The 25,570-nt window shown below is 70.8% G+C and carries 35 protein-coding genes; 32 read left to right on the forward strand and 3 right to left on the reverse strand.

Going from position 1 to position 25,570, the window contains the following annotated elements; genetic code table 11:
• Window positions 1–19 precede the first annotated feature (19 nt).
• The 7 genes from AB852_RS28850 (at window position 20) to AB852_RS39990 (ending at window position 3,285) form a co-directional block, all read left to right on the forward strand.
• A complete protein-coding gene (locus tag AB852_RS28850; RefSeq protein WP_073793166.1) occupies window positions 20–982 on the forward strand; it encodes a hypothetical protein in 963 nt (320 codons plus the stop codon).
• Window positions 979–1,569 (forward strand): hypothetical protein, encoded by a 591-nt coding sequence (locus tag AB852_RS28855; protein WP_245876963.1) that lies wholly within the window; start codon window positions 979–981, stop codon window positions 1,567–1,569. The genes AB852_RS28850 and AB852_RS28855 overlap by 4 nt, the downstream gene beginning before the upstream one ends.
• The gene (locus AB852_RS28860) at window positions 1,566–2,075 is read left to right on the forward strand and encodes a hypothetical protein (RefSeq protein WP_073793167.1); all 510 of its coding nucleotides are present in this window, start codon (window positions 1,566–1,568) and stop codon (window positions 2,073–2,075) included. The genes AB852_RS28855 and AB852_RS28860 overlap by 4 nt, the downstream gene beginning before the upstream one ends.
• A complete protein-coding gene (locus AB852_RS28865; protein ID WP_073793168.1) occupies window positions 2,072–2,683 on the forward strand; it encodes a hypothetical protein in 612 nt (203 codons plus the stop codon). Before AB852_RS28860 ends, AB852_RS28865 begins: the two co-directional genes overlap by 4 nt.
• Window positions 2,684–2,761: 78 nt before the next feature.
• Window positions 2,762–2,923, forward strand: a complete 162-nt coding sequence (locus AB852_RS39980; RefSeq protein WP_178391144.1) for a hypothetical protein — start codon at window positions 2,762–2,764, stop codon at window positions 2,921–2,923.
• Between the two features lie 45 nt (window positions 2,924–2,968).
• Window positions 2,969–3,118, forward strand: a complete 150-nt coding sequence (locus AB852_RS39985; RefSeq protein ID WP_178391145.1) for a hypothetical protein — start codon at window positions 2,969–2,971, stop codon at window positions 3,116–3,118.
• A 26-nt stretch (window positions 3,119–3,144) separates the two neighbouring features.
• On the forward strand, window positions 3,145–3,285 hold the full coding sequence (locus tag AB852_RS39990; protein WP_178391146.1) for a hypothetical protein: 141 nt from the start codon (window positions 3,145–3,147) through the stop codon (window positions 3,283–3,285).
• Between the two features lie 111 nt (window positions 3,286–3,396).
• On the opposite strand, the gene AB852_RS39995 is transcribed toward AB852_RS39990, so the two are convergent.
• On the reverse strand, window positions 3,397–3,612 hold the full coding sequence (locus AB852_RS39995; RefSeq protein WP_073793169.1) for a hypothetical protein: 216 nt from the start codon (window positions 3,610–3,612) through the stop codon (window positions 3,397–3,399).
• Window positions 3,613–3,938: 326 nt separating this feature from the next.
• Entirely contained in the window at window positions 3,939–4,481 is a 543-nt protein-coding gene (locus tag AB852_RS28875; RefSeq protein ID WP_143201297.1) for a hypothetical protein, read from the reverse strand.
• A 145-nt stretch (window positions 4,482–4,626) separates the two neighbouring features.
• Between AB852_RS28875 and AB852_RS28880 the strand changes: the two genes are divergently transcribed.
• From AB852_RS28880 to AB852_RS40005, 7 genes are all read left to right on the forward strand, one after another.
• A complete protein-coding gene (locus tag AB852_RS28880; RefSeq protein ID WP_073793171.1) occupies window positions 4,627–4,854 on the forward strand; it encodes a MerR family transcriptional regulator in 228 nt (75 codons plus the stop codon).
• A 9-nt stretch (window positions 4,855–4,863) separates the two neighbouring features.
• Complete coding sequence (locus AB852_RS28885) at window positions 4,864–5,247, forward strand: phage tail fiber protein (protein WP_073793172.1); 384 nt, start codon at window positions 4,864–4,866, stop codon at window positions 5,245–5,247.
• A gap of 12 nt (window positions 5,248–5,259) precedes the next feature.
• On the forward strand, window positions 5,260–6,096 hold the full coding sequence (locus AB852_RS28890; protein ID WP_073793173.1) for a hypothetical protein: 837 nt from the start codon (window positions 5,260–5,262) through the stop codon (window positions 6,094–6,096).
• Complete coding sequence (locus tag AB852_RS28895; protein WP_073793174.1) at window positions 6,087–6,386, forward strand: hypothetical protein; 300 nt, start codon at window positions 6,087–6,089, stop codon at window positions 6,384–6,386. Before AB852_RS28890 ends, AB852_RS28895 begins: the two co-directional genes overlap by 10 nt.
• 10 nt (window positions 6,387–6,396) lie before the next feature.
• Window positions 6,397–6,939 (forward strand): class I SAM-dependent methyltransferase, encoded by a 543-nt coding sequence (locus tag AB852_RS28900; protein WP_073793175.1) that lies wholly within the window; start codon window positions 6,397–6,399, stop codon window positions 6,937–6,939.
• 75 nt (window positions 6,940–7,014) lie between these two features.
• Complete coding sequence (locus AB852_RS40000; protein WP_178391147.1) at window positions 7,015–7,152, forward strand: hypothetical protein; 138 nt, start codon at window positions 7,015–7,017, stop codon at window positions 7,150–7,152.
• Between the two features lie 227 nt (window positions 7,153–7,379).
• A complete protein-coding gene (locus tag AB852_RS40005) occupies window positions 7,380–7,541 on the forward strand; it encodes a hypothetical protein (protein ID WP_178391148.1) in 162 nt (53 codons plus the stop codon).
• A gap of 218 nt (window positions 7,542–7,759) precedes the next feature.
• On the opposite strand, the gene AB852_RS28905 is transcribed toward AB852_RS40005, so the two are convergent.
• Entirely contained in the window at window positions 7,760–8,101 is a 342-nt protein-coding gene (locus AB852_RS28905; RefSeq protein WP_143201298.1) for a hypothetical protein, read from the reverse strand.
• A gap of 39 nt (window positions 8,102–8,140) precedes the next feature.
• Between AB852_RS28905 and AB852_RS28910 the strand changes: the two genes are divergently transcribed.
• The 18 genes from AB852_RS28910 to AB852_RS29000 all read left to right on the forward strand — a co-directional run bounded on the left by AB852_RS28910 (window position 8,141) and on the right by AB852_RS29000 (window position 25,565).
• Window positions 8,141–8,722 (forward strand): hypothetical protein, encoded by a 582-nt coding sequence (locus AB852_RS28910; RefSeq protein WP_073793177.1) that lies wholly within the window; start codon window positions 8,141–8,143, stop codon window positions 8,720–8,722.
• Between the two features lie 304 nt (window positions 8,723–9,026).
• Window positions 9,027–9,245, forward strand: a complete 219-nt coding sequence (locus AB852_RS38865; RefSeq protein ID WP_073793179.1) for a hypothetical protein — start codon at window positions 9,027–9,029, stop codon at window positions 9,243–9,245.
• A 395-nt stretch (window positions 9,246–9,640) separates the two neighbouring features.
• Window positions 9,641–10,279 carry a bifunctional DNA primase/polymerase gene (locus AB852_RS28925; protein WP_073793180.1) on the forward strand — a complete coding sequence of 213 codons (639 nt, stop codon included), beginning with the start codon at window positions 9,641–9,643 and terminating at the stop codon, window positions 10,277–10,279.
• A 75-nt stretch (window positions 10,280–10,354) separates the two neighbouring features.
• On the forward strand, window positions 10,355–10,792 hold the full coding sequence (locus tag AB852_RS28930; protein WP_073793181.1) for a phage terminase small subunit: 438 nt from the start codon (window positions 10,355–10,357) through the stop codon (window positions 10,790–10,792).
• On the forward strand, window positions 10,785–12,527 hold the full coding sequence (locus tag AB852_RS28935; protein WP_073793182.1) for a terminase: 1,743 nt from the start codon (window positions 10,785–10,787) through the stop codon (window positions 12,525–12,527). Before AB852_RS28930 ends, AB852_RS28935 begins: the two co-directional genes overlap by 8 nt.
• Window positions 12,524–13,987, forward strand: a complete 1,464-nt coding sequence (locus AB852_RS28940; protein ID WP_079185004.1) for a phage portal protein — start codon at window positions 12,524–12,526, stop codon at window positions 13,985–13,987. Before AB852_RS28935 ends, AB852_RS28940 begins: the two co-directional genes overlap by 4 nt.
• Entirely contained in the window at window positions 13,968–14,783 is an 816-nt protein-coding gene (locus AB852_RS28945; protein ID WP_073793183.1) for a VG15 protein, read from the forward strand. The genes AB852_RS28940 and AB852_RS28945 overlap by 20 nt, the downstream gene beginning before the upstream one ends.
• Before the next feature lie 58 nt (window positions 14,784–14,841).
• Window positions 14,842–15,417, forward strand: coding sequence for a hypothetical protein (locus tag AB852_RS28950; RefSeq protein ID WP_073793184.1), 576 nt, complete (start codon window positions 14,842–14,844; stop codon window positions 15,415–15,417).
• A gap of 15 nt (window positions 15,418–15,432) precedes the next feature.
• Window positions 15,433–16,389, forward strand: coding sequence for a phage major capsid protein (locus AB852_RS28955; RefSeq protein ID WP_073793185.1), 957 nt, complete (start codon window positions 15,433–15,435; stop codon window positions 16,387–16,389).
• Window positions 16,389–17,417: a glycosyltransferase family 4 protein gene (locus tag AB852_RS28960; protein ID WP_073793186.1), complete on the forward strand. Its 1,029-nt coding sequence runs from the start codon at window positions 16,389–16,391 to the stop codon at window positions 17,415–17,417. Before AB852_RS28955 ends, AB852_RS28960 begins: the two co-directional genes overlap by 1 nt.
• A 10-nt stretch (window positions 17,418–17,427) precedes the next feature.
• A complete protein-coding gene (locus AB852_RS28965) occupies window positions 17,428–17,826 on the forward strand; it encodes a hypothetical protein (protein ID WP_073793187.1) in 399 nt (132 codons plus the stop codon).
• Window positions 17,826–18,188, forward strand: coding sequence for a hypothetical protein (locus tag AB852_RS28970; RefSeq protein ID WP_073793411.1), 363 nt, complete (start codon window positions 17,826–17,828; stop codon window positions 18,186–18,188). Before AB852_RS28965 ends, AB852_RS28970 begins: the two co-directional genes overlap by 1 nt.
• Window positions 18,189–18,197: 9 nt before the next feature.
• Window positions 18,198–18,524, forward strand: coding sequence for an HK97 gp10 family phage protein (locus AB852_RS28975; protein ID WP_073793188.1), 327 nt, complete (start codon window positions 18,198–18,200; stop codon window positions 18,522–18,524).
• Window positions 18,524–18,922, forward strand: a complete 399-nt coding sequence (locus tag AB852_RS28980) for a phage tail termination protein (RefSeq protein ID WP_073793189.1) — start codon at window positions 18,524–18,526, stop codon at window positions 18,920–18,922. Before AB852_RS28975 ends, AB852_RS28980 begins: the two co-directional genes overlap by 1 nt.
• Window positions 18,923–19,000: 78 nt before the next feature.
• Entirely contained in the window at window positions 19,001–19,588 is a 588-nt protein-coding gene (locus AB852_RS28985) for a phage tail tube protein (RefSeq protein ID WP_073793190.1), read from the forward strand.
• Between the two features lie 88 nt (window positions 19,589–19,676).
• Window positions 19,677–20,123 (forward strand): hypothetical protein, encoded by a 447-nt coding sequence (locus AB852_RS28990; RefSeq protein ID WP_245876966.1) that lies wholly within the window; start codon window positions 19,677–19,679, stop codon window positions 20,121–20,123.
• A gap of 65 nt (window positions 20,124–20,188) precedes the next feature.
• Complete coding sequence (locus AB852_RS28995; RefSeq protein ID WP_073793191.1) at window positions 20,189–20,539, forward strand: hypothetical protein; 351 nt, start codon at window positions 20,189–20,191, stop codon at window positions 20,537–20,539.
• A 25-nt stretch (window positions 20,540–20,564) separates the two neighbouring features.
• Window positions 20,565–25,565, forward strand: a complete 5,001-nt coding sequence (locus AB852_RS29000; RefSeq protein WP_073793192.1) for a M23 family metallopeptidase — start codon at window positions 20,565–20,567, stop codon at window positions 25,563–25,565.
• Window positions 25,566–25,570: the final 5 nt, after the last annotated feature.

Below are 25,570 nucleotides of genomic sequence, written 5' to 3' on the forward strand. Positions count from 1 at the left end.
CAGGCCCCGGAGCCCCGCCGTGACCACCCGCATCAGCGCGCTCGCCTACCCGGCCGCCGCACTCTCCCTCGCCTCCCTCGCCTGGACCACCTGGAGCCTCGTCGACCTCCTCGGCACCGGCCCCATCGGCCTCACCGTCGCCGCCGGAGCCGACATCATCTGGGCGTCCGTCATCCTCGCCGAAGCCCGCGGACTGCACATCGCCGGCCGACGCTGGGCCGTCCCCGCCGTCGGCTGGGCCGCTCTCCTCGTCGTCGCCGCACTCCTCGCCTGGCACGGCCTCGACCGCGACTCAGCCGCCATGGCCATCGCCGGACCCTTCCTCCCCCTCGGCGCCAAAGGCATCTGGGCGCTCGCGCTCGCCGACATGCGCGACCCCGCCGCCCTCACCCCCGAACAAGAAGCCGAGATCCACGGCGTGATGCGCCACGCCGAGTACGCCGCCCGCATCGCCGCCGCCGAGCGCGCCCTCCTCGACCGGCGCACCGACGCCGCCATCGACCACATCCGCGCCGAAGCCCGAGCCCTCCTCGCCCGCGACGAAGCGGACTTCGAAATCCGGCTGGAACGCCTCGGCAAGGAAGCCGACCTTGCCCGGCGGACCCCGCTCGCCATCTCCGCGCCGCCCGAGCGTGTACGCGAGTCGGCCGGGTTCGAGCAGGCCGCCACCGAGGCGATCAACGCGATCGGCGAACACGAACACGGTGCCCGCGAACACCCGGCGAACACACCGAACACGAACGCCCCCAGCCCGAACCGCATCCGCGAACAGATCGCGAACAAGGCCACCACCAGCACGAACACCGATCGCGAACAGCCGAGCGTGATCACCCTCGTCCGCGAACACGTCGCCCGAACAGCGAACAACACCGACGCCGTCCGCGCCGTCATGGCCGCACGACCCGACGCGAACAAGGACAGCGTCGCCGCCGCCGTCCGCCGCGAACGACGCCGCACCGACTCCCGCGACGGCTACGCGTGACCGCAGACGAGCAGCGCGCCCGCCACTACCTCCAGCTGCTCGGCGCTCACCCCCTCGGCCACCAGGAGCCCACGATGACCGACCGCCCCATCACCCCGGCCCGCATCATCCCGGCCGGAGCGCCCCTCCCCGCCCGCAGCCCCGAGCCGGGGGAGGTACCGCCCTGGCGCGAACCCCCGCCCCCGCCGCCGGGGCCGCCCGCCGCCCCCGGACCGATCGTCCACCGTGTGCAGGTCGAGCTCGTCTTCCCCGAGCCCGACCCGGACCCGCCCGGACTCCTCAGTCGCCTGTGGGACTGGCTGTGCGACTGGCGGCTCCTCACCGCGGTCACCGCCGCCGTCGTCCCCTGGATGGCAGGAGACAGCCCCGTCACCGCCTGGGCACACACCCTCGCCGAATGCCGCACCGAGGCCGGGACCACCGCCGCGTACGTCCTCGCCATCAGCGCCGCCGGAGGCGCCTGGGCGCTCGACCGGCACACCGGCCGCTGGTTCCCGAGGCTCCTCCTCGTCACCGCTGTCATCGGCAGCACCGGCGCCATCTCGCTGTTCGACCCCATCACCGCCCTGACCGGAGTCTCACCGTGACCACCACCAACCTCACCCTCGCCGGGCTCGCCGCCGTCCTCGCCATCCTCTGGGCGAACCTCCGCCCCTGGTGGAAGGGCAAGAGGGAACTCAAGCAACTCCGGGCGTTCGGCACCGGAGCGCTCCTCGGCACCCTCTCCACCATGTGCGCCGGCGGACTCCTCGGCTGGCTCGCCCTCGGCGCCAACCGCGTCGCCAACACCGGCGGCGACAAAGCCACCCTCGGCACCACCGGCCAGAGCAGCGCCAGCACCCTCGCCTCCGGCACCCTCGGACAGCTCACCCCCGAGGCCGCCGTCGTCGTCTTCCTCATCACCATCGGCACCGTCCTCGCCTGGCGCGAAGCAGGCAAACAGGACAAGAAGCGGCTCGTCGGAGGCGTGTTCTGCGGCGCCACCCTCTGCCTCACCGCAGGCGTCGCCGGAGCCCTCGTCTGGCTCCCCGACCTCCTCAACGCCATCGGCCTCGCCCTCCGCGGCACCGCCGAAGGAGCCGGGCTCCTGTGACCCCCCTCCAGCACGCCGCCGCCCGCCTCTGCACCGGCAGCCACGCCCTCAGCGCCCAGCTCTGGGACGCGACCGCCGCATGGATCGCCCGCGGCCGCCGTGACGACCTCACCGGCTGGCGCGCAGCCCTCGGCTGCTGCGTCCGCACCGCCGGACTCGGCGTCAGCCTCTACCTCACCCACCGCATCGTCCGCGCCGCCCCCTGGCTCATGTGGATACCCGCCGCCCTGTGGACCCTCGCCGCCTGGCGTGCCGGACGCGACGACGAAGAGGACCCCGAAGCGGTCGACGACGAGGTGCCGGACAGCGGCGAACAGCCCCCCGGAACCGACCCCCGCGACGCCGCCCGGACCCTCCTCCTGACAGTCATGGGACCCGGCTCCGGAGTGCACCTCCGCGCGGTCCTCCAGCACCTCCAGCAGCAGGGGCACTGGGAGGGCCGCACAGTGCCCGAACTGCGCGCCCATCTGGAGGCCCTCGGGGTGCCCACCGAGCCCCGCGTGAAGGTGGACCGAGTGCCCACCCGAGGGGTCACCCGGGCCGCTCTCCTGAGCCTCTCCCCCGAGCGGGAGGCGGACCCCGCTCCCAACCAGCGCCTCCCCGCCTGACCTGCGAAAACTCCCTCACGCCTCCCAGCGGGAGACGCCCGCCTCCCCAGCCGCCTACCCACCCGGAAGGGCCACATCATGGACCGCTTCGACTACATGACCGACAACGACATCAAGGCCGAACTCAAGGACCTGACCGACGAACGCAAGCGGCGGGACCTGCCCGAGGCGGCACGCGAAGCCGCCATCGAGGCCATCGACAAAGGCCTCGACGAACTGCTGAAGCGTGACGGCCGCTGACCCGCGACTCTCCCCACTCCGATCAGACGAGAGGAGACCGCCCTCATGGCGCTCCGCCGAGACATGCCCATCCGCGACCCCGACCGTGTCCCCGACGCAGACCGGCACGCCACTGACTACCGCGCCAGCCAAGGCGGCTGGGTGAAACCACCGGACCCACCCGCGCCGACCACCAGCACCACCATGAAGCAGTAACCACACCAACCGGAAGAGAGACCGCCATGGGATTCTGGAACACCGTCGCGCAGGCCACCGGCGAGAACGACGACGCACGCCGCGCAGCACTGATCGCCCAGGCCGAAGCCGAGCTCAAGGCCGCAGAAGAAGCCGAGAAGGCCAAGACCCAGACCGAACAGAAGTAGACGCCCCCGCAGTACCGTAGAACCCATCCCACCCGCGTCTGCTGGCTGCACACGCGCACCCGGGACCGGCCCCGCCTGTCACCCCCGCAGGCGGGGCCACCCTGTGTCACCTCACAGCCCGCGCCGCCGCGCCTCAGCCGTCTCGGCCGCGGCCAGCAGTCCCAGGATCTCGACCGTCCCGTCCGACGCGAGCACCTGGTCCACCAGGGACAGGAGGTCGTGCTGGCGGAGGTAGGCGAACCAGTCGCGGGCCGCGCACACATGGGCACGCCAGTCGCGGTCCTGGCCGTTCGGCGCCGCCCCCATCCAGCCGTACAGGTGCGACACGATGACCTCCCCATGCGGCCGGCAGTCGTGCACCGTCCCGCACCGGACCTCGGGCCCGGCGGCATCGAGGCGGGTCAGGTTGCCCGGGACCGACCAAGACGAGAGCCCACGGTGCCGCTTGCAGATGAAGATTGTCCAGGCCGGAGCGCCCTTGCGCCGACGGAAGGTCGTGAACGCCGCGGGGCTCGGGCATGCGGTGACGAGGCGTGTATGCATGCGGCCAGCCTCGCAACGGGCCGCAGTGGGCGCCGCTCCGCCAGTGCGTACGGAGCGTGGCCCGCATCACACCTCGGGGTTCGGTGCCTTCCGCCGCCCAGCCGAGCCGCTCACGCTTCTGACCTCACCCGGCGCAGGGACCCGAGCTCACCGCGTACCCACACGTACCCGTGAGCGTCCGTAAACGTCACCTGCACCGAACCGACCCCAGCTCCCGGCCTCTGGAATCGGGCGACTTGGCCGGAGCCGACGACCTCCAACGAACTGGTCGACGTCCGCATGACCTCCGCAGCCTGCATGCGCAAAGACGTCGACTCGTCAGGTGCAGTCACAACAGCCCGCAGGGCCGCAGCCCCGCCCACGCTGCACCGCACGTCATGTATCGGGGCGTTGCTCCCGTTCGTGGCGCTGACGTAAGCGTCCGACACCGTCACACGTATCTGTCGCGCCTGCGCCTCCCGCCGATCCTCGACCGCAGCCAGCAACTCAACGCGCTCCAACGAGAGATTCTCTGTTTGCACTTCGATGAACTTCCGCTGTTCCTTCAACTGCGTCTGCTGGTTCCGCATCGTCAGCACGGCCGCTATCGCAGCAGCGCCGGCGAACGCAACACCAAACCATGTCGGGACATCGCCCAAATCCACCCAGCTCATCCACGAACCCTAGCCGCGACCCGATCGGAAGGAACCCTGCTGGACAAGGGTGACCGGTGATGTTTACAGTGATGCCAGCGCCATACGTGCGCCCACACACCAACCCCCGCCAATGCGGGGGTTTTCGCGTTCCAGGGGGTGGGCCGTGCGCGAAGCCAACGGCACGCTGTGGTTCACAATCAGCGAGGCCGCCACCTGGCTCGGCCTCACCCGGCAGGCCGTCTACCAGTGGGAACGCCGCGGCCACCTCAACCGTGGCGACGCACGCAAGGACGAGCGAGGTCGGCTCATCTACACCCAGGCCCAGATCGCACGGGCCGAACGAGCGGCACGGCACAACGGCATCGCGAGCCGACGAGCAGCCGCAGCCTAGGAGGCGACCGTGGCCGACAACCTGACCAACACCGCAGAGAACCGCGCGCTGGACTTCATCACCGGACTCGCCCCCACCGCGCCCACCACCCCCCTCAAAGTCGCCCTCGTCACCGCGAACGGCAGCGACACCGCCGCCGGAACCGAAGTCGCCGGCGGGTCCTACGCGCGGAAGAACCTCACCGTCGCCGCCGCGGTCAACGGCGCCACCTCCAACAGCGCCGACCTCGTGTGGGCCGGGATGCCCGCCGCCACCGTCGTCGGCGTCGAAATCTGGGACAGCGCCGGGACCCCCGTCCGCCTCTGGCACGGCCCCCTCGGCACCCCCCGAACCGTCGCAGCCGGAGACGAACTGAAGATCATCGCCGGATCGCTCACCCTCGCCATCATCTGACGGGAGGCGACCATGCCCTCCCTCAACGCGCTCCTCGACAACTTCAACGACGGCGCGCTCGGGCCCGAATGGGGCAACAGCTACGGCGGCACCACCGAAACCGGCGGCCGGGCCCGCGTACCCTGCACCACCGGATACGCCGGATGCCAGACCGCCTACTCATGGACCCTCGCCGGAGCAGCCCTCTACGTCCAGGTACCCACCGTGCCCGTCGCATCCACAGCGACAGAGGCGTACTGCGGCGTCATGATCCAGTCCGTCACCGCAGGAACCCGGGCCGGATTCATCATCAACGCCGTCACCGGACTCCTGCGCTGCAAAAGCGAAACCGGCTACTACGACCCCGACAGCGTCGACATCACCTACTCGGCAGTCGACCACCGGTGGCTCCGCATCCGCGAAGACGGCACCAACGTCTACTGGGACACCTCACCCGACGGCAGCACCTGGACCACCCGCCGAACGCTCGCCACCCCGGCCTGGGTCCTCACCGAGACCGACGCCCTCGCACTCGACATGTCATCCCACCGCGACGCAGGCACCGACGACTACGCCGAATACGACTGCGTCAACACCCTCGCCGACGGCGCCGTCTGGGACGCCGACGCAGCGCTCGGAGCAGAAGGCGGACTCACCGCAGCAGCGGCCCCGGTCACCGTCACCAGCACCGACCTCACCGCAGACGGCAGCCTCAGCACCCCGGACCCCGCCATCACCGCGATGGCCGAAGCGGGCCTCGGAGCCGAATCCGACCTCACCGCCGAAAGCGTCGGCCAGGACCGCACCGACATCGACTTCGCCATCGGCCAGCCGACCCCCGGATGGACGGTGAGCGCACCATGGAAATAGCCGCCACCTCCACCGAGTACGTCCGCGTGACCGCCAGATCGAAGGCCGCCGGATCGGTCATCACCGTCGCCGCACCACCGAAGTTCGCGATCCTCCCCGCATCCCGCACCGGCAACCCCGAGGTCGACGACTGGGTCACCGGAGAGTGGTCCGGGACGTGGGCGCGCCTCCTCCTCGGACCCGGCGGCACCGTCACCCTCGACCCCGGCGAGTACGTCGTCTGGCTGTCGTGGGCGGCCGGTACTGAGGCGCCCGTGTACCGGACGAGCGGCACGATCACCGTCTACTAGGAGGACCGCCATGCCCACCAGTGACGCCGAGGGCAAGGACTGGTCCCTCGAACGGTTCGCGGCCGTCAAGCCCGACACGGTGTGCGACATCGGTCCCGGCGAAGGCACCTACGCCAAGCTGTTCCGGCCCGCCCACGAGGGTGTGTGGTGGACCGGCATCGAGATCCACAAGCCGTACGTGGCCAAGTACAAGCTCCGGTCGACGAAGGCCCGCCGCATGTACGACGAGCTGCACGTCGAGGACGCCCGCCAGTCGGAACAGCACCTGTTCCACCGCGACCTCGTCATCTTCGGAGACGTGCTGGAGCACATGCCCCGCGAAGACGCCATCGACCTCCTGGAGCGCGCCGAAGCCGCCGGGGCGTGGAACATCCTCGTCAGCGTCCCGATCGTCGAGTCGGTGCAGGACGAGATCGACGGCAACCCGCACGAAGCCCACGTCCACCAGTGGGACCCCGACGACCTGGACACCGTCCTCGCCGGGCTCGGCGGACGGACGGACGCGATGCGCGGTGACACGCTCGGCGTGTGGTGGTGGTCCCGCCGTGGCTGAGCACTGACAGCCGCGCTGGAGATCGAGAACGGCGGCTACGTCGACGCGACCAACGAGGACGCGTAGGAGCGGACCGTGAGCGAACAGACGAAAGGCCACCGGGCGCCGACCGTGTGCCTCGTCAAGGACTGCCCAGAGACCACCACAGTAGAGACCTGGGGCGGCAGGCGCTTCACCTCCCACCGCCCCCACTGGGCAGAGGAACCCGAATGACTGGCCTTGCCCCGAGAACCAGGCCGCTACGCCCCCGCTGGTATCAGCACGGCCCCGCCGCCACCGGTCTGATGTACTGGCTGCGCGACCTCACGGGCGAACCACGCGATTTCGCCTACGCCGTGCCCCGCCGGATCGCCTGCCGCCTGTTCGGTAGACGCAATGTGACCTGCCGTGGCCAGCAAGGCCACCCCCACCCCTGACCCGTCCATCTTGGAGCCCGCGCCATGGCCGAACCTGAGTCCCCCAACCACCACCTCGGCGTCCCGCCCGCCCAGCTCTACGAGCTGTACGTCGCCTACCTCGCAGCCGGGTTCGCCGTGTCCCACGCCTTTGAGTTCGCCAAGATCGTCCTGGCGGCCAGCGTCCGGAACCAGGACAAGGGATAGGGCCCCGCCACCGGCAACCTCAACGACTGCCCGGAGTTGCTCGACCTCGCCCATGCGCACGGGCTGACGGACGAGATCCTCGCCGGACTCGACCGGCCGCAGTCACCCGAGCCGAAGCCCGCCACCGGGCGCCTCGGACTCGCCGACATCTTCGACACCCCGCCCATCACCACCAGCGACGTGCCCGAAGTGCTACGCGGGCGCACTGGAAGCCGTAGCTACCAGCTCGTCACGCGCGGCGGCAGACCGTCCTCGTGCTGCGACCACACGGTGATGTTCTCGAAGCCGCGCTCCTGCAACCGCTGCTCCAGATCGACGGGGCGGCCGTAGTTCCAGGCGAACCAGATCACGGCGCCGCTTCCCGGCTTGCTGCCGCCCTGCAACGGGTGACAGTTGTCCTCGCTGTTCGAGATCACCGGCAGGCGTTTCGCCGCGTCCGGATTCACGGCGGTCTCCCGGATCACCTCGGCCACGACCTCCGCGACCTTCGGGGCGACCTCCTCAGCGTTCTCGGTCTCGCTACCCCCGACCACCACAAACACGCTCGTCACACTGCTCATTCGGCAACCGTACCGAAACCCCACACAGGAGCCCGCGCCATGGCCCGTCTTCAGATCCTCGAACTCCCCGAAGGCGCCGGAGACGACCGGCCGCCATTCGCCCTCGTCATCGACGAGTACACATCCCAGCGGTACATCCTCGGGCCTGGACAGTCCACCGATCCCGCCCCTGAGGGCATGGCCGAAAGCATCGGCGCCCGCGCCGTCCTCGCCTTCGCAGAGACCATCGACATCCCCGCCAACGACCTCACCGGCTACAACGGAATCCCCGGCGGCGACTACACCGCCTTCGCCGCAACCGTCAGTCGCGCGATCGGCATCGACACCAGCACTCCAACCCCCGACGTCGCAGGATGGCTCCTCACCGCCTGCCACGAACTGGAGAAGTCCGAGACCGCCCGCAAACAGCTCCACCAGCAACACGCTCCGCTGACCAACGCCCTCGAACGAGTCCGCCACCTCCACAGGCCCGTCGAACACCAGGGGCAGAGCATCTGCTGGGAGTGCTCGGCCTACGACCCTGACGACCAGACCACCTACCTGCCGCCCGCCGCCTACGACCAATGCAGCACCCTCCGCGCACTCAACGACCCCCCGACACCCAGCACGGAACAGACATGAGCGGCGGATGGAAAGGCTCAACACGACGTCAGCGGCTACCGTCCAACTGGGCCAGCGAGATCCGACCAGCCGCACACGCCCGCAACCCCGATCGCATCTGCCACCTCTGCGGGCAGCCCGGCGGCGACTACCTCGACCACAAGGTCCCAGGCGACGACCACAGCCTGGACAACCTCGACTGGACCCACGACCGCGTCCCCCCGCACTGCCACCGCTACAAGAGCAGTCGCGAAGGGCTCGAAGCCAAGCGCGCGAACCCCAAGCCCGGACGGCTGAGGCCACCCGAACCACACCCAGGACTCACGTGACTGCCTACCTGATCACCTATCCCAAAGGCCAAGGCGCAGACACCCACATCGAGGACCCACACCTCACCCTCACCCTCCACCGCGGCTGGGCCATCCTCGCCGACCAGCACGGACCATGCCTCGTCGTACCCCACAGCGCCGGAGCCACCATCACCCGCATCGACCCAGACGACACAGTCGACGACACACACGACGAGCAAGCCAACACCGACTGAAGACCGAGCAACAGCAACACCAGACCGACAACGGACACAGACCGAAGCGCTCACCAGCCAGCGACGACGAGCAGGGCAGAGCCCACGCCAGGCCCCCGCAGCCGCGCCGACCGCGCCGTAGCGAGACCAGTGGTGGACATTGCGGCCCAACGATGCGAAGTCGACCAGTTCGACCCCGCCAAGCCGTCGATGACCCGGGGGGCTTACCCCCCTCCCCCCTGCCCTGGCCATCGGGGCCGTATAGCACCTGCCCCCGTGTACGGGTTCCCTAGCTCGCTGACCTGCGGAGACGCCCGACGGGTCCGACGCCTCTCGCCTCCGCCCCCGCGCATCAGTTCAGTAACACCCCTGCTCAACGCGCTATAGCCGTAACGCATGATGGCTAGGATGGCCGCATGACGACGACCACTGCCCGCCTCACATGCTCCCGGTGCAGCGGCCCGCTGCCTGTGGTGGCGCGAGCGGACGCGCAGTACTGCTCGGGCGCCTGCCGGCAGGCGGCATACCGTGCGCGTCGCGCGGAGACCCGGTCGCGAGTCCAGGCTGAACAGGCGGCCCGCGTGCCGTCCGAACTCCGCAACCGGGCGCGCTGGGTGCGCTACTCGGCCCGCAAGGTGCCGCTGCGCACGGACGGACGGTTCGCCTCCGTGGATGATCCGTCGTCGTGGTCGACCTACGCGGCCGCGGTGAAGGCGTCGGCGGGCGAAGGTGTCGGGTTCGTGCTGACGGCGTCGGACCGGATTGTTGTGGTGGACCTGGACCATGCCGTGGAGCGTGGACGGGTACTGCCGTGGGCGCAGCGCATCGTCGACGCGCTGCCGCCGACGTACATGGAGCGCGGACGCTCAGGTGGCGGTCTGCATCTGTGGTTCCGCGGCTCTGTTCCGTCGGGGCGCCGGTGGCGTCGCGGCGAGGTGGCGGTGGAGGTCTATTCGGACCGCCGCTACATGATCGTGGGTGACCGGGTTCCCGGCACCCCCCTTGGTCTTGCCGAGCTGCCGAACGCGGCGGCCCGGATCGCCTCGCTGGCCTGACGCCCTGGCGGCGTCCCGGGCGGGGCCACTTTCCCGCCCGGCGTCCTGGTGGCGCCTTGGACCCTGGAGGTCGCCATGGGCGCTCATGGACCTATCCCGAAGCGCAGCGAGGAGCGCCGTCGTCGGAACAAGGACGATGGCCCTGGCCTCGTGAAGGGCTCTTCCGGCCCGCCTGCCGATGTGCCGGTCCTTCCCGACCCCGACCCGTTGTGGCACCCCATCGCCGCTGATTGGTACCTGTCGTTGCGGGAGTCCGGGCAGGCCGCCTTCTATGAGCCGTCGGACTGGGCGATGGCCCGGTACGCGGCGGAGCTGATGTCGCGCGGCCTGTGCTCGGACCGGCCGCCGAACGGGCAGTATGTCGCCGCGCTGAACAGCGTGATGGCGAGCCTGCTGGCGACGGAGGGCGACCGCCGTCGGGCGCGGATCGAGCTGGAGCGGAAGCCGACGGCGCGGCAGGCGCCGGCGAGCGTGACCGCGATCGCCGACTACCGCTCGTCGATCGGTGGCTGAGGAAGAGGTCCCCGCGGTCGTCGAGCCGTTCACGCTGGGCCCGACGTGGAAGCGCGGCCCGGACGGGAAGTTCCTGCTGCCGGAGTACACGCTGGGCTGGCAGGCGCTGGCGTGGACGGCCGAGTACTTGCAGCACTACGCGGGGCGGCCGTGGCGGTACACGCCGGAGCAGGCCCGGCTGACGCTGTGGTGGTATGCGATGGACCCGGTGACCAACCGGTTCCTGTGGCGCGACGGGGTCATTCAGCGGCTGAAGGGGCACGGCAAGGATCCGCTGGTGGCGACCTTTTCGGCCTTCGAGTTCGTCGGGCCGTGCCGCTTCGACCAGGTCGCCGACGAGGGCAACGAGTGGGGTGTGCCGCCGGGGCAGCCGCTCGGGCAGCAGCATCCGGACGCCTGGGTGCAGATCGCAGCCGTGTCGCAGGACCAGACGCGGAACACCATGACCTTGTTCCCGGGGATGTTCACGAAGCGGGCGATCGAGGAGTACCGGATCGACCTCGGCAAGGAGATCATCTACGCCGACAAGGGCCGGGCGCGCATTGAGGCGGTGACGTCGTCCCCGCGGGCTCTCGAAGGGGGCCGGCCGACGGCCGTGCAGATGGGAGAGACCCATCACTGGCTGGCGTCCAACGGCGGCCACGAAATGGCCGCAGTCATCGAGCGGAACTCCACGAAGTCGGCGGACGGGCAGGCCCGGTCGCTGGCGAACACGAACGCGTTCGAGCCGGGTGAGGACTCGGTCGCGGAAAGGACCCGGGACGCCTATGAGGCGGTCGACGCCGGACGGGCAGCCGATACGGGCCTGTTCTACGACTCGCTGGAGGCTCCGCCGGAGGCGAAGCTGACGGAGGCGTGGATCGTTCCGACGCTCATGGCGGTGCGCGGGGACTCGACGTGGCTGGATATCGAGCGGCTGAAGGCGTCGATCCTGGACGTCCGCAACCCGGCGTCCCGCTCGCGCCGCTTCTGGTACAACCAGGTCACCGCTGCCGAGGACGCGTGGATGGCCCGCTACGAGTGGGAAGCCTGCAAGCGTGAGGATCTGGCGCTGGTGGACGGCGACGAGATCGTGATCTTCTTCGACGGCTCGAAGTCGGACGATGCGACGGGGCTGGCCGCGTGCCGCATGTCGGACGGCCTGGTTGCCGGGCTGGGGGTGTGGCAGAAGCCGCCGAACTGGCCCGCTCCGAGCACGAGCACGCCCGGCTACGCGCCGTGGCAGGTGCCCCGCGAGCAGGTCGACGGTGTCGTGCAGAACACGTTCGAACGGTTCCGGGTGCTGGCATTCTTCGCCGACCCGGGCTCGGGCGAGGACGACGACGGCGAGCTGTACTGGGACGGCTACCTGGACGCGTGGGGCCAGCAGTTCGGGAAGAAGCTGAGCCTGCGTGCGGTGACCGCCGGGCCCAAGCAGCACGCGGTGCGCTGGGACATGCGCAACAAGCAGCACCAGGAGCAGTTCACCGACGCGGTCAAACGGACTCACAAGGATGTCCTGGAGCGGACCCTCGTCCACGACGGGCACAAGGTGATGCGCACGCACGTGATCAACGCGCGGCGCCGCACGAACCAGTGGGGCATCACGATCGGCAAGGAGCACCGTGAGAGCCCCCGGAAGATCGACCTGGCGGTGTGCATGATCGGGGCCCGGATGCTGCGTCGGACGCTCCTGAACAGCTCGAAGCACCGGCCCAAGAGCCGCGGCAAGGGGAGGGTGGTGGTCCTGCGGTGACCGCTGTGATTCCCGCGCTGCGTCTGTTGGGGCTGTCGGAGGACGAACAGGCGCTGATCGCGGCGCTCAGGTCGGATCTGTCGGGGCACCGCCTCGGCCTGGAGTTGCTGGACGCGTACTTCAACGGCGAGCAGCTGGTGAGGGATCTGGGGATCTCGATTCCGCCGCAGCTCAAGGGCCTGCATACGGTCATCGGATGGCCGCGGATCGGCGTGGAGGCGCTGGAGCAGCGCCTCGATCTGGAGGCGTTCCGGTGGTCGGACGGGGCGGGCGGGGCTGAGCTGGATGAGATCGCTGAGGCGAACAACTGGTTCGACGAGGCGTCGCTGGCCCATCTGGATGCGCTGACGTACGGCCGCGAGTACGTGGTGGCGGGCTCGGCGGACGAGGAGGGCGCTCCGCCGTTGGTGACGTTCGAGTCGCCGCTCGACATGACGATGCAGTGGGATGCGCGCGGCCGGGTGGGGCTGGCGGCCTACCGGGAGTCGCGCGGTGACCGGTACGACGGGTCTCTGACGTCGAAGGACCGGGTCATTTCACTGATGACACCGTTGGAGACGGTGACGGCCTTGGAGGTGGACGGAGGCTGGGAGGTTCTGTCCCGTGACGAGCACCGCCTCGGGGTGCTGCCGGTGCTGCGGATGGCGAACCGGCAGCGCACAGCCGATCGGGTCGGCAAGTCGGAGATCACGCCGGAGGTGCGGTCGATCACCGATGCGGCGTGCCGTCGGCTGATGGGTATCGAGGTACAGGCCGAGTTCTTCGGCGCTCCGGGCCGGTACATCCTGGGCGCGTCGGAGTCGGCGTTCCAGGACGCCGAGGGCAACGCCAAGTCCGCGTGGGAGACGTACATCGGGCGGGTGCTGGCCCTGGAGCGGGATGAGGACGGCCAGGTGCCGACGGTGGGCCAGTTCACGGCCCATGATCCGTCCGGACAGACGAAGATCATCGACTTGTACGCGCGGATCATGGCGACGCAGCTCGGGCTGCCGCCGCACATGCTCGGCTACACCTCGGACAATCCCGCCTCCGCCGACGCGATCCGCAGCTCGGAAGGGATGCTGGTCAAGAAGTCCGAGCGCAGGATCAGGCGCTTCGGGGCGACGCACCGCGAGGCGATGCGCCTGGCGCTGTGGGTGCGGGACGGCAAGGAGCCGGACCCGGCCCGCCGGATCGACGCCGTGTGGCGGAACCCTGCGACCCCGACGCTGGCGGCGCAGACGGACGCCGCGGTGAAGATGGTCCAGGCGGGTTTGCTTCCGGCGGACAGCGATGTCGCGCTGGAGATGGCGGGCCTCACGGAGGATCAGCGCCAGAGGGTGGCTGCGGAGCGGCGGCGCGCTGCGGGGCGGGCTGCTGGCGGTGCGCTGCTGGACCGGCTGGCGCAGCTCGATGGCGGGGCTGCTGCGGCGGCTCCGGCTGGTGAGGCGGGGGCGGGCGATGGCGTCGACGGTCTCTGACGGGTCGGAGTCGGCGGCGCGTGTGCGCCGGGCGCAGCGCGGGTTGACGGGTGTGCTGCTGCGGGATGTGCGGGCGCTGCGGCGGCTGATCGTTCCGTCGCGGTTGCAGTCGTCGGTGTCGGAGTGGATCGCCGCGCTGATCGGTGTGGTGGGCCGGTACGGCGAGACGGCGGCGACCGTGGCGGCGGACTTCTACGAGGCGGAGCGTGCGGCGGCAGGTGTCCGCGGGACGTTCACCGTCCCCCTCGCCGGCGCCCCGCCGGACGAGCAGGTCGAGGCGTCCTTGAGGTGGGCGGCGAAGGACCTGTGGCCGCGCGATGCCCAAGCGGCGACGGTGGCTCAGCGTGAGCCGCTGACGGTCCGGCTGGAGGCGGTGCAGGTGAAGGCGGAGGGCGCCGTCCAGAAACTCGTCTCCGATCAGGGCCGGGCCACGGTCCGGCAGGCGGTGCGACGGGACCGGGAGGCGGTCGCCTACGCCCGTGCGGCTGCGCTGGGAGGCTGTTCCTTCTGCAAGCTCCTGGCCAGCCGTGGCGCGGTCTTCAAGGACGCGCGGGCGGCGGGCCGGGAGGCGGATGCCAGGTTCTCGGGTGACGCGTCGGCCGTGAAGTTTCACGACAACTGCCACTGCGGAATCATCCCCGTCTTCCGTGGGCAGCGCTTCGAGCTGTCTGCGCATGCTGCCGAGTGGGACCGGCTGTACCAGGAGTACGCCGCCGGCCGCCCCGGCGATCAGCTCCGCCTGTTCCGGCGGGCGCTGGCCGAGCACGACAGCAATCCGCTGCCGGGCTCCGACTGACACCCTTTCCGGCCGCCCCGGCGGTGGCCTTCCCCAGCCCCAGGAGGGCGACTTCACCATGCCCGAAGAGACCGAGACCGAGCAGACCGAGCAGCCGCAGACCGCCCCGGAGGCGGACAGCAGGCCGGACCCGTGGGCCGATCCGGAGACGGCGCGCAGGGAGATCGAGAAGCTCCGCAAGGAGTCCGCGAAGTACCGCACTTCCGCCAAGGAGCTTGAGCCCCTCGCCGCCAAGGCCAGGGAGCTCGAAGAGGCGCAGAAGTCGGAGCAGGAGCGGCTCTCCGAGCAGCTCACGGCCGCCGAGGAGCGGGCCGCGAAGGCTGTACGCACCGCGGTCGCCTCGAAGGTCGAGGCTCTGGCCTCGGCTGATTTCGCCGATCCGGAGGACGCCGCCGGCGCCCTTGATCTCGCCGCCTATGTCGACGACGACGGAGTCATCGACACCGACGCCATCAGGGCGGACCTGGCGGCTCTCCTGAAGCGCAAGCCGCACTGGGGCAAGCCGTCGGACACCGGCCCCCGGCGTCCGGCGCCGGACCGCACGCAGGGCTCCTCGGGCAACGGCAATCGCACATCTTCCGATCCCGGCGACATCTTCGCCGGACTCATGCAGCAGGCCCTGAAGGGCCACTGAGAGAGGTAGCCCTCCATGGTTGCAACTGCCCCCATCAAGCTGAGCGACGTCAATGCGACGTTCCTCCCGCCCACGCTGACCGGCCCGATCTTCGAGAAGTCGGTGGAACAGTCCGCGGTGATGTCCCTGTCGCGGCGGGTCCCGCTGTCGATGTCGGCGAACACAGCCGTGCCGGTGCCGCTCGATGTGCCGACGGCCGACTGGGTCGACCAGGCCGGCCGTAAGCCGCTGGGTACGGGCGGCGTCGACATCAAGCAGATGTCGGGCAAGAAGATCGCGGTGCTGATCCCGGTGGCGATGGAGGTGGTGCAGTCCAACGCGGCGGGCCTGTGGACGCAGCTGCAGTCCGACCTGCCGACCGCGTTCAGCCGGGCGTTCGACCGGGCGACGATCCACGGCAAGACGATGAAGGGTGCCACCGGGCCCTTCACCGACTACCTGGCGATGACCTCCAAGGCCGTCGCCCTGGGTGCCGCGTCCCAGGTCACCGGCGGTATCTGGAAGGACTTCGTCAACGGCATGGAGCAGATCGTCGACGACGACTGGGACTACACCGGCACGGTCGCCGACCACCGCCTGCAGCCGAAGCTCCTCGGCGCGGTGGACACCACCGGACGGGCCATCTTCGTGGAGACCCGCGACACGGGCACCGGCATGGCGATGGCCGGATCTCTCGTGGGCAACCCGCTCGCGTACTCGCGGTCGGTCAGCGGCAAGGTGCGGCGCCAGTCGACCTCGACGGACACGGGCCTGCGGGCGATCGGCGGCGACTGGTCGCAGACCGCCTACGGCGTCGGCATGGACATCACCGTGAAGATCAGCCGCGAGGCCACCTACATCGACGAGGACGGCGGTGTGCACTCGGCGTTCCAGGAGAACCTGGTGCTCCTCCTGGCGGAGGCCCACTATGGATTCGTCCTGGGCGACCCGGAAGCCTTCGTGAAGTTCACCGGCACCCCGAGCGGAACCTGATGGCGGCGGTCCCGGCCTCCGCGCCGGGCGGGACCGCCCCGCTGAGGATCGTGGCCCGCGTGCATGCGATGCCGCCGCAGCACAACGCCGGCGCCGAGCACATGCTCGTCAGCATGCTCCGCCCCCTGGTGGACCGCGGGCACGACGTGCAGGTGTGGCTGTCCCGGTACGGGCAGACGTCCGAGCCCTACGAGTACCGGGGAGTCCGGGTGGTGCCGCTGGAGGCGCGCCTGGACTTCTCCGCGGCGGTACGCCGGGCGGACGTGCTGCTCTCACACCTGGAGTGCGTGCCGTCGACCGCGTCGCTGGCCCGCGGGTACGGGACACCGCTGGTGGTGGTCTGCCACAACACGCACAGGCCGACGTTCCGCGACATGGCGGCGGGCGGGACGGCACTGGCGGTGTTCAACAGCCTGTGGATGCAGGCGGAGGCGCAGATGTTCTTCGCCGAGTATCCGCAGTCCGTCCGGCCCGGCGGCACGCTGGTGGTGCGGCCCCCGGTGTTCGCGGAGGACTACGCGACCCGGCCGGGCAAGGCGGTCACCCTGATCAACTGCAATGCGGAGAAGGGCGGCAGGGTCCTGGAGGCCCTCGCCCGCCGTATGCCGGAGCAGGAGTTCCTCGCGGTCCGCGGCGCGTACGGGGAGCAGATCCTCCCCGACCTGCCGAACGTCGAGGTCGTCGGGCATGTCGACGGAGCGGACATGAGGGACCGGGTGTACGGACGCACGAAGGTGCTGCTGATGCCCAGCTCCTACGAGTCCTGGGGGCGCGCCGGGGTGGAGGCGCTCGCCTCTGGCATCCCGGTCATAGCTCACCCCACGCCGGGCCTGTGCGAGTCCCTGGGCGAGGCGGGGATCTTCGTGGACCGCCACGACCTCGACGGGTACGAGGCGGTCCTGCGGAAGCTGCTGACGCCTGCTGAGTACCGGCTGGCCGGCAAGCGGGCGAAGGCCCGTTCCGCCGAGCTGGACCCCGCTGGCGACCTGCAGGCGTGGTGTACCGCGGTGGAGTCCCTGGCCCGATAGGAGGTGCCTGGTGGCGTTCGTGTCTCCGACGGCTGAGCAGCTCGGCCTCTATCTGGGGATGGGGGAGATCGACGGTGCCCGCGCGGACCTGCTGATCGCGCAGGCGGTCGCCTTGTGCGAGACGGTCGTGAGGCCGCTGCCGGACCAGGCGACGGCGGTGGTGCTGTCGGTGGCGGGGCGCGCTTACGTGAACCCGCAGCAAGTGTCGTACGAGACGATCGGCCCGATGTCGGTGCAGCGGCCGTCCGGTTCGGGCGGCCTGTACCTGACGAAGGCCGACAAGGCCGCCCTCAAGGCTCTGGCGGGCCGGGGCGGCGCGTTCACCGTCGATCCCACACCGGCCACCGCTGATCCGTCGCCGACCTGGCCGGTCCACCCGGACCGCCAACCGGGCTGGAGGTGGCCCTGATGCCCGCCCCGTACCCGTATGGGGAGACGGTGGTCCGGCTGCGGCGCGGCCCTTCCCCGGGCCGGGACCCGCGCGGCCAGCCCCTTCCGGGGCCGCTGACGGAGACGCCGGTGCGGGGGTGCGTGGTGGCGCCGCGCGCCGAACTGCCGCAGGTCGGCGGCGACCAGCAGCAGGACCGCGACACGGTCATCGTCGGGTTCACCGTCTACGCCCCTCCCCGCACGGACGTCCAGACCACCGACCGGTTCCGTATCCGCGGGGCCGTGTACGAGGTGACCGGGGAGCCCGGCGACTGGAGCCGCAGCCCCTTCACGGGCACCAGAGGGCCGGTGCAGTTCGCCGCCGACCGTGTCACCGGCTGAGGAGGACACATGGCTGCCCGGTTCAAGCTGTCCCGCAGGGGCGTCGGCAAGCTGCTGCGGTCCCCGATGGTGAAGGCCGAGATGGAACGCCGCGCGCAGGCCGTCATGGCGACGGCCGTGGCCCTGTCTCCCGTCGGCGGCCCCGGAGACCCGCATGCGGGCCGCTACAAGGCGTCGTGGTCGCCGGACAGTACGGCCCGCGGCGGCCGGCGCCGTGACCGCGCGACGGCCACGGTCCGCAACACGGCGCCCTACGCCCGCTGGGTGGAGTACGGCACGGAACGCGTCCGCGCGCACCACGTGCTCCTGCGGGCGGCACGGTCGGGAGGCGGATGATGCCCGCACCGGCGCCCGTCGATGTGGAACTCGTCCTCATCAGCTGGCTTCAGGCCCGCCTCGGACCGGCGGTCGTCGTCCGGGACGAGCTCGACAACAATCTGGCCGACGAGCTGCCGACGGTGCAGGTCGAGTCGGTCGGCGGCGACGACGACGGGTTCCGCCTCGACCGCCCCCTCGTCGACATCAACGTCTACGCCGCTACCCGCGGCGCCGCGGTCGAGCTCGCGGGCCGGGTTCGCAACCTGCTCCTGCACGAGCTGCGCGGCTCCACCACCGCCACGGCGGTCTTCGGACGGGTCGGCACTCTCGCGCGGCCCGCTCCGCGCCCCTACGAGAACCCTGCGCTCCGCCGCGTGGGGGCCACCTACGAGGTCTTCTGCCACCCGGTCTCCTGACCGCTCTCTCTGGGCCCGCGCCGGACCCCTTCTGCACCCCGCCCGTGCGCGGGCCTTCCCCATGTCTGGAGACACATCATGGTCCTCATCACCCGCGCCTCGGACCTGGCGATCGTCGGCGCGAACGGCGGGGGCTGGGTGGCCCCGGTCGGGACGCCCGCCCTGTCGTCGCCGACGGCGCAGCCCACAGATCCGTGGGCGCCGCTCGGCGCCATCAGCGACGACGGCCTCACCTACGGATTCGACGAGGACTCCCAGGAGTTCACCCCTTGGGGTCTCACCAGCCCGTACCGCACGCAGATCACCAAGTCGGTGCGGACGTTCGGGCTGACGGCGTGGGAGACCTCCCGCATCGCCGTCCAGTCGCTTCAGTACCGGCTCGACGCGGCGGACCTGGAGCCGGACGTCTCGGGGATCACCCAGTACGCGGAGACCGCGTCGCCGGTGCCGGACCGGCGCGCGTTCTGGTTCCTGGTCATCGACGGCGACGCCTACAAGGGCTTCTACGTCCCTGAGGGCGAGATCAGCGAGCGGTCCGACGTGACGTTCAAGCAGGACGAGATGTCGGGCTACGAGTGGACGATCACGACCTACCCGGACGCGGCGGGCAACACCGTCTACCACGTCGACAAGATCCCGGCGACGCCCCCGTACGTGGGGTCCTGAGCTGGTGAGCGGGCCGTCATCCGTGGCGCGGGCCCGGCCCGCTCACCTCCTGTTCCTGCCCGCGCCGCGACAGAGGAGGCCCGCGCCCATGGCCGCGACCCACCGCCCTACCCGCCCCGAACGCCCGCGCGACGACTACGCCCGGCCCCGCCCCCCGCGGGAGCCCGAGCACGAGCCCGTGCTGGAGGGCGGCGACCACGACCTGGACGAGCTGTCCGGGACGGCAGATGCCCCGGACGCGCTGGAGGTCGAGGCCGAAGGCCCCTACGTCACCGCGCCGCTCTGCGGGGAGGACCTGCGCATCATCCCCACCGGCGCGTGGCGGCAGTCCTGGCGCCGCGTGTTGCAGGCCGGGAACGTGGACGCGTTCGCGGCGTGCGTCATGCACCCGGACGACGTGGAGCTGTACGAAGAGATCGACCCGACGAACGACGAGTTCGGTGACTTCCTCGCCGCAGCTGCGGAGCGTGCTGGTGAGAGCGAGGGAAAATCGCGTGGACCCGCGCGGTCGTCGCGGCGCACCAGGAGGCGGTAGAGGGCGATCTGGCGTTCTACTACCAGCGCGACGCCGACCAGCTGATCGCCTTCTACCGCGGGGAGATGACCGCCCGCCGCCTGCGGGTCCTCATCTCGCGGCTGCCGCCGGAGTCCGCGACGATGACCGCGATCCGCAACGCCACCCCTGACGCCGAACTCGCCGACCAGGCGGACCGCGGCGAGCCGGAGAAGGGCCGCTGGTCCCAGGTGGAGCAGCTGCTCGCGGTCGTCGCTGACCGGGTGGCGCGGGTGGAGCACGTTCTGGTCTGCGCGAACACCGGGTCGAAGGGCCGCCGCCCGAAGCCCCCGGAGCCGATCCGGCGCCCCGGTGCGAAGGCCCCGAAGACGGCGGCGGCGATGTCCACCGGCCAGGCCGCTTTCCTGTTCCAGATGATCAACGGGGGCGCCGTGTAGCGCCGCACCACGGAGAGGGGGCTCCGTGGCTGCGATCACCGTCGGGTCCGTCGAGATCGACATCATCCCCAGCACCCGGGGCATCCACGGGCGGCTGCGCGCCGCTCTCGTACCTGCCGCCACGCGGGCGGGCCGCGACGCCGGGGAAGCCGCAGGGCGGGCGTTCGGCCCGGCCATGCAAGCCCAGGCCGCCACGCTCGGCACCCGGCTGGGCCGGCAGGTCGGCGAGCAGATCGCGGGCCAGATCACCGGTCAGGTCCGCTCGTCCCTCCAGCAGGGGATCACCCAGGGCGGCCGAGCTGCGCGGCCCGCTGCCGCACGCCAGGGCGAACAGGCGGGCGGCGCGTTCGCGCGCAGCATCCGGACCCGGCTGGAGGCCGCGTTCCGGAACATGCCCCACATCGACGTCGGTATCGACGACACCGGCGTCGACGCCGACCTTGCCCGCCTCCGCGCCCGGCTGGAGTCGCTGGCGGACCGCACGATCGGCGTCGACATCGACGCGGCGACGGCCCGCGAGCAGGCCGCCGACATCGAGCAGCGTCTCCAGCGGCTCGGAGCGCTGCACCCGAACATCGCGGTCCGCGCGGACACGGCGTCCGCGATCGCGGAGCTGCGGCTGCTCCAGCAGCAGATCGACGACGTCACCCGCGACCCGGCCCGTGTCCGCGTGGAGACGGACGGCGGGTTCGGCGGCCGTCTCCGTGCTGCGGTGCAGCAGGCCCAGGCGTCGCTGCCGCACATCAACCTCACCGCCGACAGCACACCGGCCGAGGTGGAGATCGCGCGGCTGCGCGCGCAGCTCACCCAGCTCGCCGATGCCCGCATCGGCATCGACATCGACTCCGCGACGGCCCTGGCCACGGTCGAAGCGGTGCAGGTCCGCTTGCAGGCGCTGGCGGCGAGCGACGCGGACGTAGCGGTCCGCGTGGACGCGGCAGCCGCGTTCTCGCAGCTCGCGGCAGTGCAGGCGATGGTCAACCGGTTGGACCGGGACGACGTGCGCATCCGCGTCCACGCGAACACCGGTCCCGCCATCGCCTCGTTCATGCTCCTCGGCGCGACGATCGCCGGAGTCGCCGCGATCCCCCTGGCACCGATACTGCTGGCCGGCCTGGGCGCCGTGGCCGGCATGGCCACGGTCACCGCCGCGGGCCTCGGTTCCATCGGCCTCGTCGCGATCCCCGCGATCAAAGGCGTCACCTCCGTACTTCAGGCGAAGAAGCAGGCGACGGAGGAAGCCGCCCAGGCGACCGACAACGGCGCCGCCGCTGAACAGCGTGCCGCGCAGCAGGCACAACAGGTGGCGGGCGCCCAGTCCGCGCTCACCTCGGCGCGCCGTCAGGCGGCGCAGGCCGCCGCTCAGGCAGGGCGGCAGATCGAGGACGCGGAGCGCGGTGTCGGCGATGCCACCCGCCGGGTGGCCGACCAGCGCCGTCAGGCCGCGGAGACGACCCGCCAGGCCGCGGAGACGACCCGCCAGGCGGTTGACACGGTCCGCCAGGCAGAACGGTCCCTCGCCGACGCGCAGCGTGACGCCCGTCAGGCCGAGGAAGAGCTGACCCAGGCCAGGGTCGATGCGGTGCGCCAGCTGGAGGAGCAGCGGGCGGCGCTGGACGAGCGTCTGCGGCGGTCGTCCCTGGACCAGCGCGACGCGCGCCTCCGCCTGAGCGAGGCGCACGCGGAACTCCAGAAGGTCCTCGCCGACCCGAAGGCGACCGACCTCCAGCGCGCGCGGGCCCAGCTGACCCGCGACCAGGCGCAGGAAGCGGTGCGGGCGCAGGCGACCGAGCAGGCCGACCTGGTCCGGCAGCTGCGGCAGACCGACAAGGCCCGCCGTGAGGGTGTAGAGGGGCAGGAGGCGGTCCGCTCGGCCGCCGAGCGCGCCGCCGAGGCCGAGCGGCAGGTGCAGGAGCGGGCCCGCGGCGTCGCCGACGCGCAGGCGGCTGCCGCCCGGGCTTCCCAGGATGCGGCCGAGGCGACCATCGAGGCACAGCGGGGTGTCGCCGACGCACAGCGGGGTGTCGCCGACGCGCAGAGGGCGGTCGCCGACGCGGTCGCCCGTGCGGCCGAGGTGCAGGTCGAGTCCGCCGAGCGGATCGAGTCCGCCGAGCGCGGTATCGAGTCGGCCCGCGCGGCCGGTATCGACACGACGGTGCGGGCCGCGACGGCTCAGGACAAGTACCGGGACGCGCTGGCGAAGCTGAGCCCGGCGCAGCGGGAGCTGTACGACTCGATCGCGGGCCCGGACGGGCTGTCGGCAGCGTTCACCGACTGGCAGACCGAGTTGCAGCCCGACGTCCTCCCCATTTTCACCCGTGGAGTGAAGGGCGCGAAGGGCGCGCTTCCCGGACTGACGACGCTGGTCAAGAATTCTGCTGGCGCTGTCAGCGACCTCCAGGACGACGCTTCACGTGAACTGAAGGACCCGTTCTGGTCCCGCTTCAAAAAGGGCCTGGAAGGGGCAGCAGCACCCGCGATCAAGGGGTTCGGCCGGACTTTCGGAAACATCTTCAAAGGCATGGCGGGCGCCGTCGAGGCGTTCTTCCCGCACATGGAAGACATATCCGACTGGATGGGCGACAAGTCGGAGAAGTTCGCCGACTGGGCGACAGGCCTGAAGGGCAGCCCCGAATTCGAGGGGTTCCTGGGATATGTCAAGGAGACCGGCCCGAAGGTCGGCGGCGCGCTCCGTGGGATCGGCGGCGCGTTCTTCGAGATCGGGCAGGCCCTCGCCCCTCTCTCCGGGCCGGTCCTGGATGTCATCAGGAACGTCGCCGACGGCATCGGCCGGATGGCGGAGAAGGCGCCGTGGCTGGTGCAGGGGCTGTGGGGGATCGTCGCGGCCACGGCCGCGTGGTCGTTCGTCATGCGGATGTCGCCCATCGGGCGCGTCGTGTGGCTGGTCGGCCTGCTGGCCGCAGGAGTCATCGCCGCCTACGAGAAGTTCCCCGTCTTCCGGGAGATCGTCGACACGGCGTGGGCGGGCATCAAGGACGCCACCGAGCGGGTCTGGGACACCGCCCTGGAACCGTTCTTCTCGAACCTGTGGGGTGTCCTCCAGTGGGTGGGCGACAAGGCCAAGTGGGTCTGGGACGAGGCCCTCTGGCCGCTCTTCAAAGGGTTCTGGGATGCGCTTGTCTGGGTGGGCGGGAAACTCAAGTGGATCTGGGACGAAATCCTCGTCCCCCTCTTCGACTGGTTTGCCCCCAAACTCGGATGGGTCTGGGAAAAGGCCCTCTGGCCGTTCCTCAAAGGGTTCTGGGATGCGCTCAACTGGGTCGGCGACAAGCTGGTCTGGCTGTGGCGCAAGGGCCGCGACACATGGGACTGGATCGGGGAGAAAGCGGACTGGCTTTACGTGAAGGGACTGAAGCCCGCGTTCGACAGCATCAAGTCGGCGATCGGGCTGGTCGGTGACGCGTTCGAGGGTGCCAGGAAAGCCATCAAAAAGGCATGGGACAAAATCGAGGGAATCACCAAAGGCCCCGTGAACTTCGTGATCGACTTCGTCTACACGAACGGGATCAAGGCCGTCTGGGACAAGATCGCCGGATTCGTCGGCCTGAAGAAACTCCCGAACGCGCCGAAACTGCTTGAAGCGGGCGGCACGGTCGGCAGCGGGTTCGGCCCCGCGGCTCCGATGCGGGTGAACCGGCCGACGGCGATCGTCGGCGAGGGCAACCCCCGCTATCCCGAGTTCGTGATCCCGACGGACCCGAAGTACCGCAACCGGGCCCTCTCCCTGCACCAGGCGGCGGGAACCCGGCTCATGGAGCGCGGAGGCGTCCTCGGCGGGCTGGAGGGGGCGTGGGACTGGACGAAGGACACCGTGACGGACGTCGTCGGGACGGGCATCGACTGGGCGAAGAAGGGCGCCGACCTGCTCACCAACCCCTCCAAGGTGTGGAAGGAGCTGGTCAAGCCCGTCCTGTCGAAGGTCGCGGGCGGCGTCGGCACCTCGCGGATGGGGAAGATGATCGGCCGGATCCCGCTGAAGATGACGACCGGACTCAAGGACAAGATCGTCGATGCGGTCACCGGCCTGACGGGCGGGGGCGGCAGCGGCGGCGGGCAGTGGCTGCGGCCCGTGAACGCCGCGTTCGGCACCCGGTACGGCGTCTCCGGCGACATGTGGGCGTCCGGCCGGCACACCGGCCTCGACTTCCCGGCCGCCGTGGGCACCGCGGTCCGTGCGGCGGCAGGCGGCTCCGTGCAGCAGGTCTCCGCCGGAGGCGGCCCCTACGGCAAGTTCGTGGTCCTCGACCACGGCGGCAGCCTGACGTCCCTGTACGCGCACCTGTCGTCCGCGGTGGCGCAGAAGGGAGGGCGGGTCGGTGCGGGCGATCTGATCGGACGGGTCGGCGCGACCGGCAACGTCACCGGCCCGCACCTCCACTTCGAGGCGCGGCGCCTCGGGCGTGCCGTCGACCCGATGCCGTTCCTCTCCGGAGGCGGGGGCGGAACTGCTCCCGCGGGCGCCGCGCAGACCTACGCGCGGTCCATCCTCGGCCGCTACGGCTGGGGCCCGTCCGAGTTCCCTGCGCTGAAGAAGTTGTGGGAGGGCGAGTCGAACTGGCGGTGGAACGCCCGCAACCCCTCCAGTGGGGCCTACGGGATTCCGCAGTCGCTCCCCGCGACGAAGATGGCGGCGGCCGGAGCCGACTGGCGGACCAACCCGCAGACCCAGATCCGGTGGGGCCTGGGGTACATCAAGGGCCGCCCGGACTACGGCAGCCCGTCGGCTGCCTACTCGAAATGGCTGTCCCGCAGCCCGCACTGGTACGACTCGGGCGGCATGCTCCAGCCCGGCCTCAACTTGGCCTACAACGGGACGGGACGGCCGGAGCCGGTGCTGACCGGACGGCAGTGGGACACCCTCACCGCCTCCTCCGGCCCACCCCAGCTCGGTCTCGGTGATCTCACGGTCCAGGTGTTCGTCGGGGACCGTGAGATCACCGACATCGCCCGCACCGAGATCCGGTCCGCGCAGCAGGAACTGATCTCCGTCATCCAGTCGAGCTGAGGAGG

It is taken from the genome of Streptomyces uncialis, assembly GCF_001905345.1.
Taxonomy (GTDB): domain Bacteria; phylum Actinomycetota; class Actinomycetes; order Streptomycetales; family Streptomycetaceae; genus Streptomyces; species Streptomyces uncialis.

Coding starts and splice junctions, on each gene's coding strand:
- AB852_RS39980 (WP_178391144.1), top strand. CDS start 2,762: ATGGACCGCTTCGACTACATGACCGACAACGACATCAAGGCCGAACTC.
- AB852_RS39985 (WP_178391145.1), top strand. CDS start 2,969: ATGGCGCTCCGCCGAGACATGCCCATCCGCGACCCCGACCGTGTCCCC.
- AB852_RS39990 (WP_178391146.1), top strand. CDS start 3,145: ATGGGATTCTGGAACACCGTCGCGCAGGCCACCGGCGAGAACGACGAC.
- AB852_RS28875 (WP_143201297.1), bottom strand. CDS start 4,481: ATGAGCTGGGTGGATTTGGGCGATGTCCCGACATGGTTTGGTGTTGCG.
- AB852_RS28890 (WP_073793173.1), top strand. CDS start 5,260: ATGCCCTCCCTCAACGCGCTCCTCGACAACTTCAACGACGGCGCGCTC.
- AB852_RS28895 (WP_073793174.1), top strand. CDS start 6,087: ATGGAAATAGCCGCCACCTCCACCGAGTACGTCCGCGTGACCGCCAGA.
- AB852_RS28900 (WP_073793175.1), top strand. CDS start 6,397: ATGCCCACCAGTGACGCCGAGGGCAAGGACTGGTCCCTCGAACGGTTC.
- AB852_RS40005 (WP_178391148.1), top strand. CDS start 7,380: ATGGCCGAACCTGAGTCCCCCAACCACCACCTCGGCGTCCCGCCCGCC.
- AB852_RS28905 (WP_143201298.1), bottom strand. CDS start 8,101: ATGAGCAGTGTGACGAGCGTGTTTGTGGTGGTCGGGGGTAGCGAGACC.
- AB852_RS28910 (WP_073793177.1), top strand. CDS start 8,141: ATGGCCCGTCTTCAGATCCTCGAACTCCCCGAAGGCGCCGGAGACGAC.
- AB852_RS28925 (WP_073793180.1), top strand. CDS start 9,641: ATGACGACGACCACTGCCCGCCTCACATGCTCCCGGTGCAGCGGCCCG.
- AB852_RS28930 (WP_073793181.1), top strand. CDS start 10,355: ATGGGCGCTCATGGACCTATCCCGAAGCGCAGCGAGGAGCGCCGTCGT.
- AB852_RS28945 (WP_073793183.1), top strand. CDS start 13,968: ATGGCGTCGACGGTCTCTGACGGGTCGGAGTCGGCGGCGCGTGTGCGC.
- AB852_RS28950 (WP_073793184.1), top strand. CDS start 14,842: ATGCCCGAAGAGACCGAGACCGAGCAGACCGAGCAGCCGCAGACCGCC.
- AB852_RS28955 (WP_073793185.1), top strand. CDS start 15,433: ATGGTTGCAACTGCCCCCATCAAGCTGAGCGACGTCAATGCGACGTTC.
- AB852_RS28960 (WP_073793186.1), top strand. CDS start 16,389: ATGGCGGCGGTCCCGGCCTCCGCGCCGGGCGGGACCGCCCCGCTGAGG.
- AB852_RS28970 (WP_073793411.1), top strand. CDS start 17,826: ATGCCCGCCCCGTACCCGTATGGGGAGACGGTGGTCCGGCTGCGGCGC.
- AB852_RS28975 (WP_073793188.1), top strand. CDS start 18,198: ATGGCTGCCCGGTTCAAGCTGTCCCGCAGGGGCGTCGGCAAGCTGCTG.
- AB852_RS28980 (WP_073793189.1), top strand. CDS start 18,524: ATGCCCGCACCGGCGCCCGTCGATGTGGAACTCGTCCTCATCAGCTGG.
- AB852_RS28985 (WP_073793190.1), top strand. CDS start 19,001: ATGGTCCTCATCACCCGCGCCTCGGACCTGGCGATCGTCGGCGCGAAC.
- AB852_RS28990 (WP_245876966.1), top strand. CDS start 19,677: ATGGCCGCGACCCACCGCCCTACCCGCCCCGAACGCCCGCGCGACGAC.
- AB852_RS28995 (WP_073793191.1), top strand. CDS start 20,189: ATGACCGCCCGCCGCCTGCGGGTCCTCATCTCGCGGCTGCCGCCGGAG.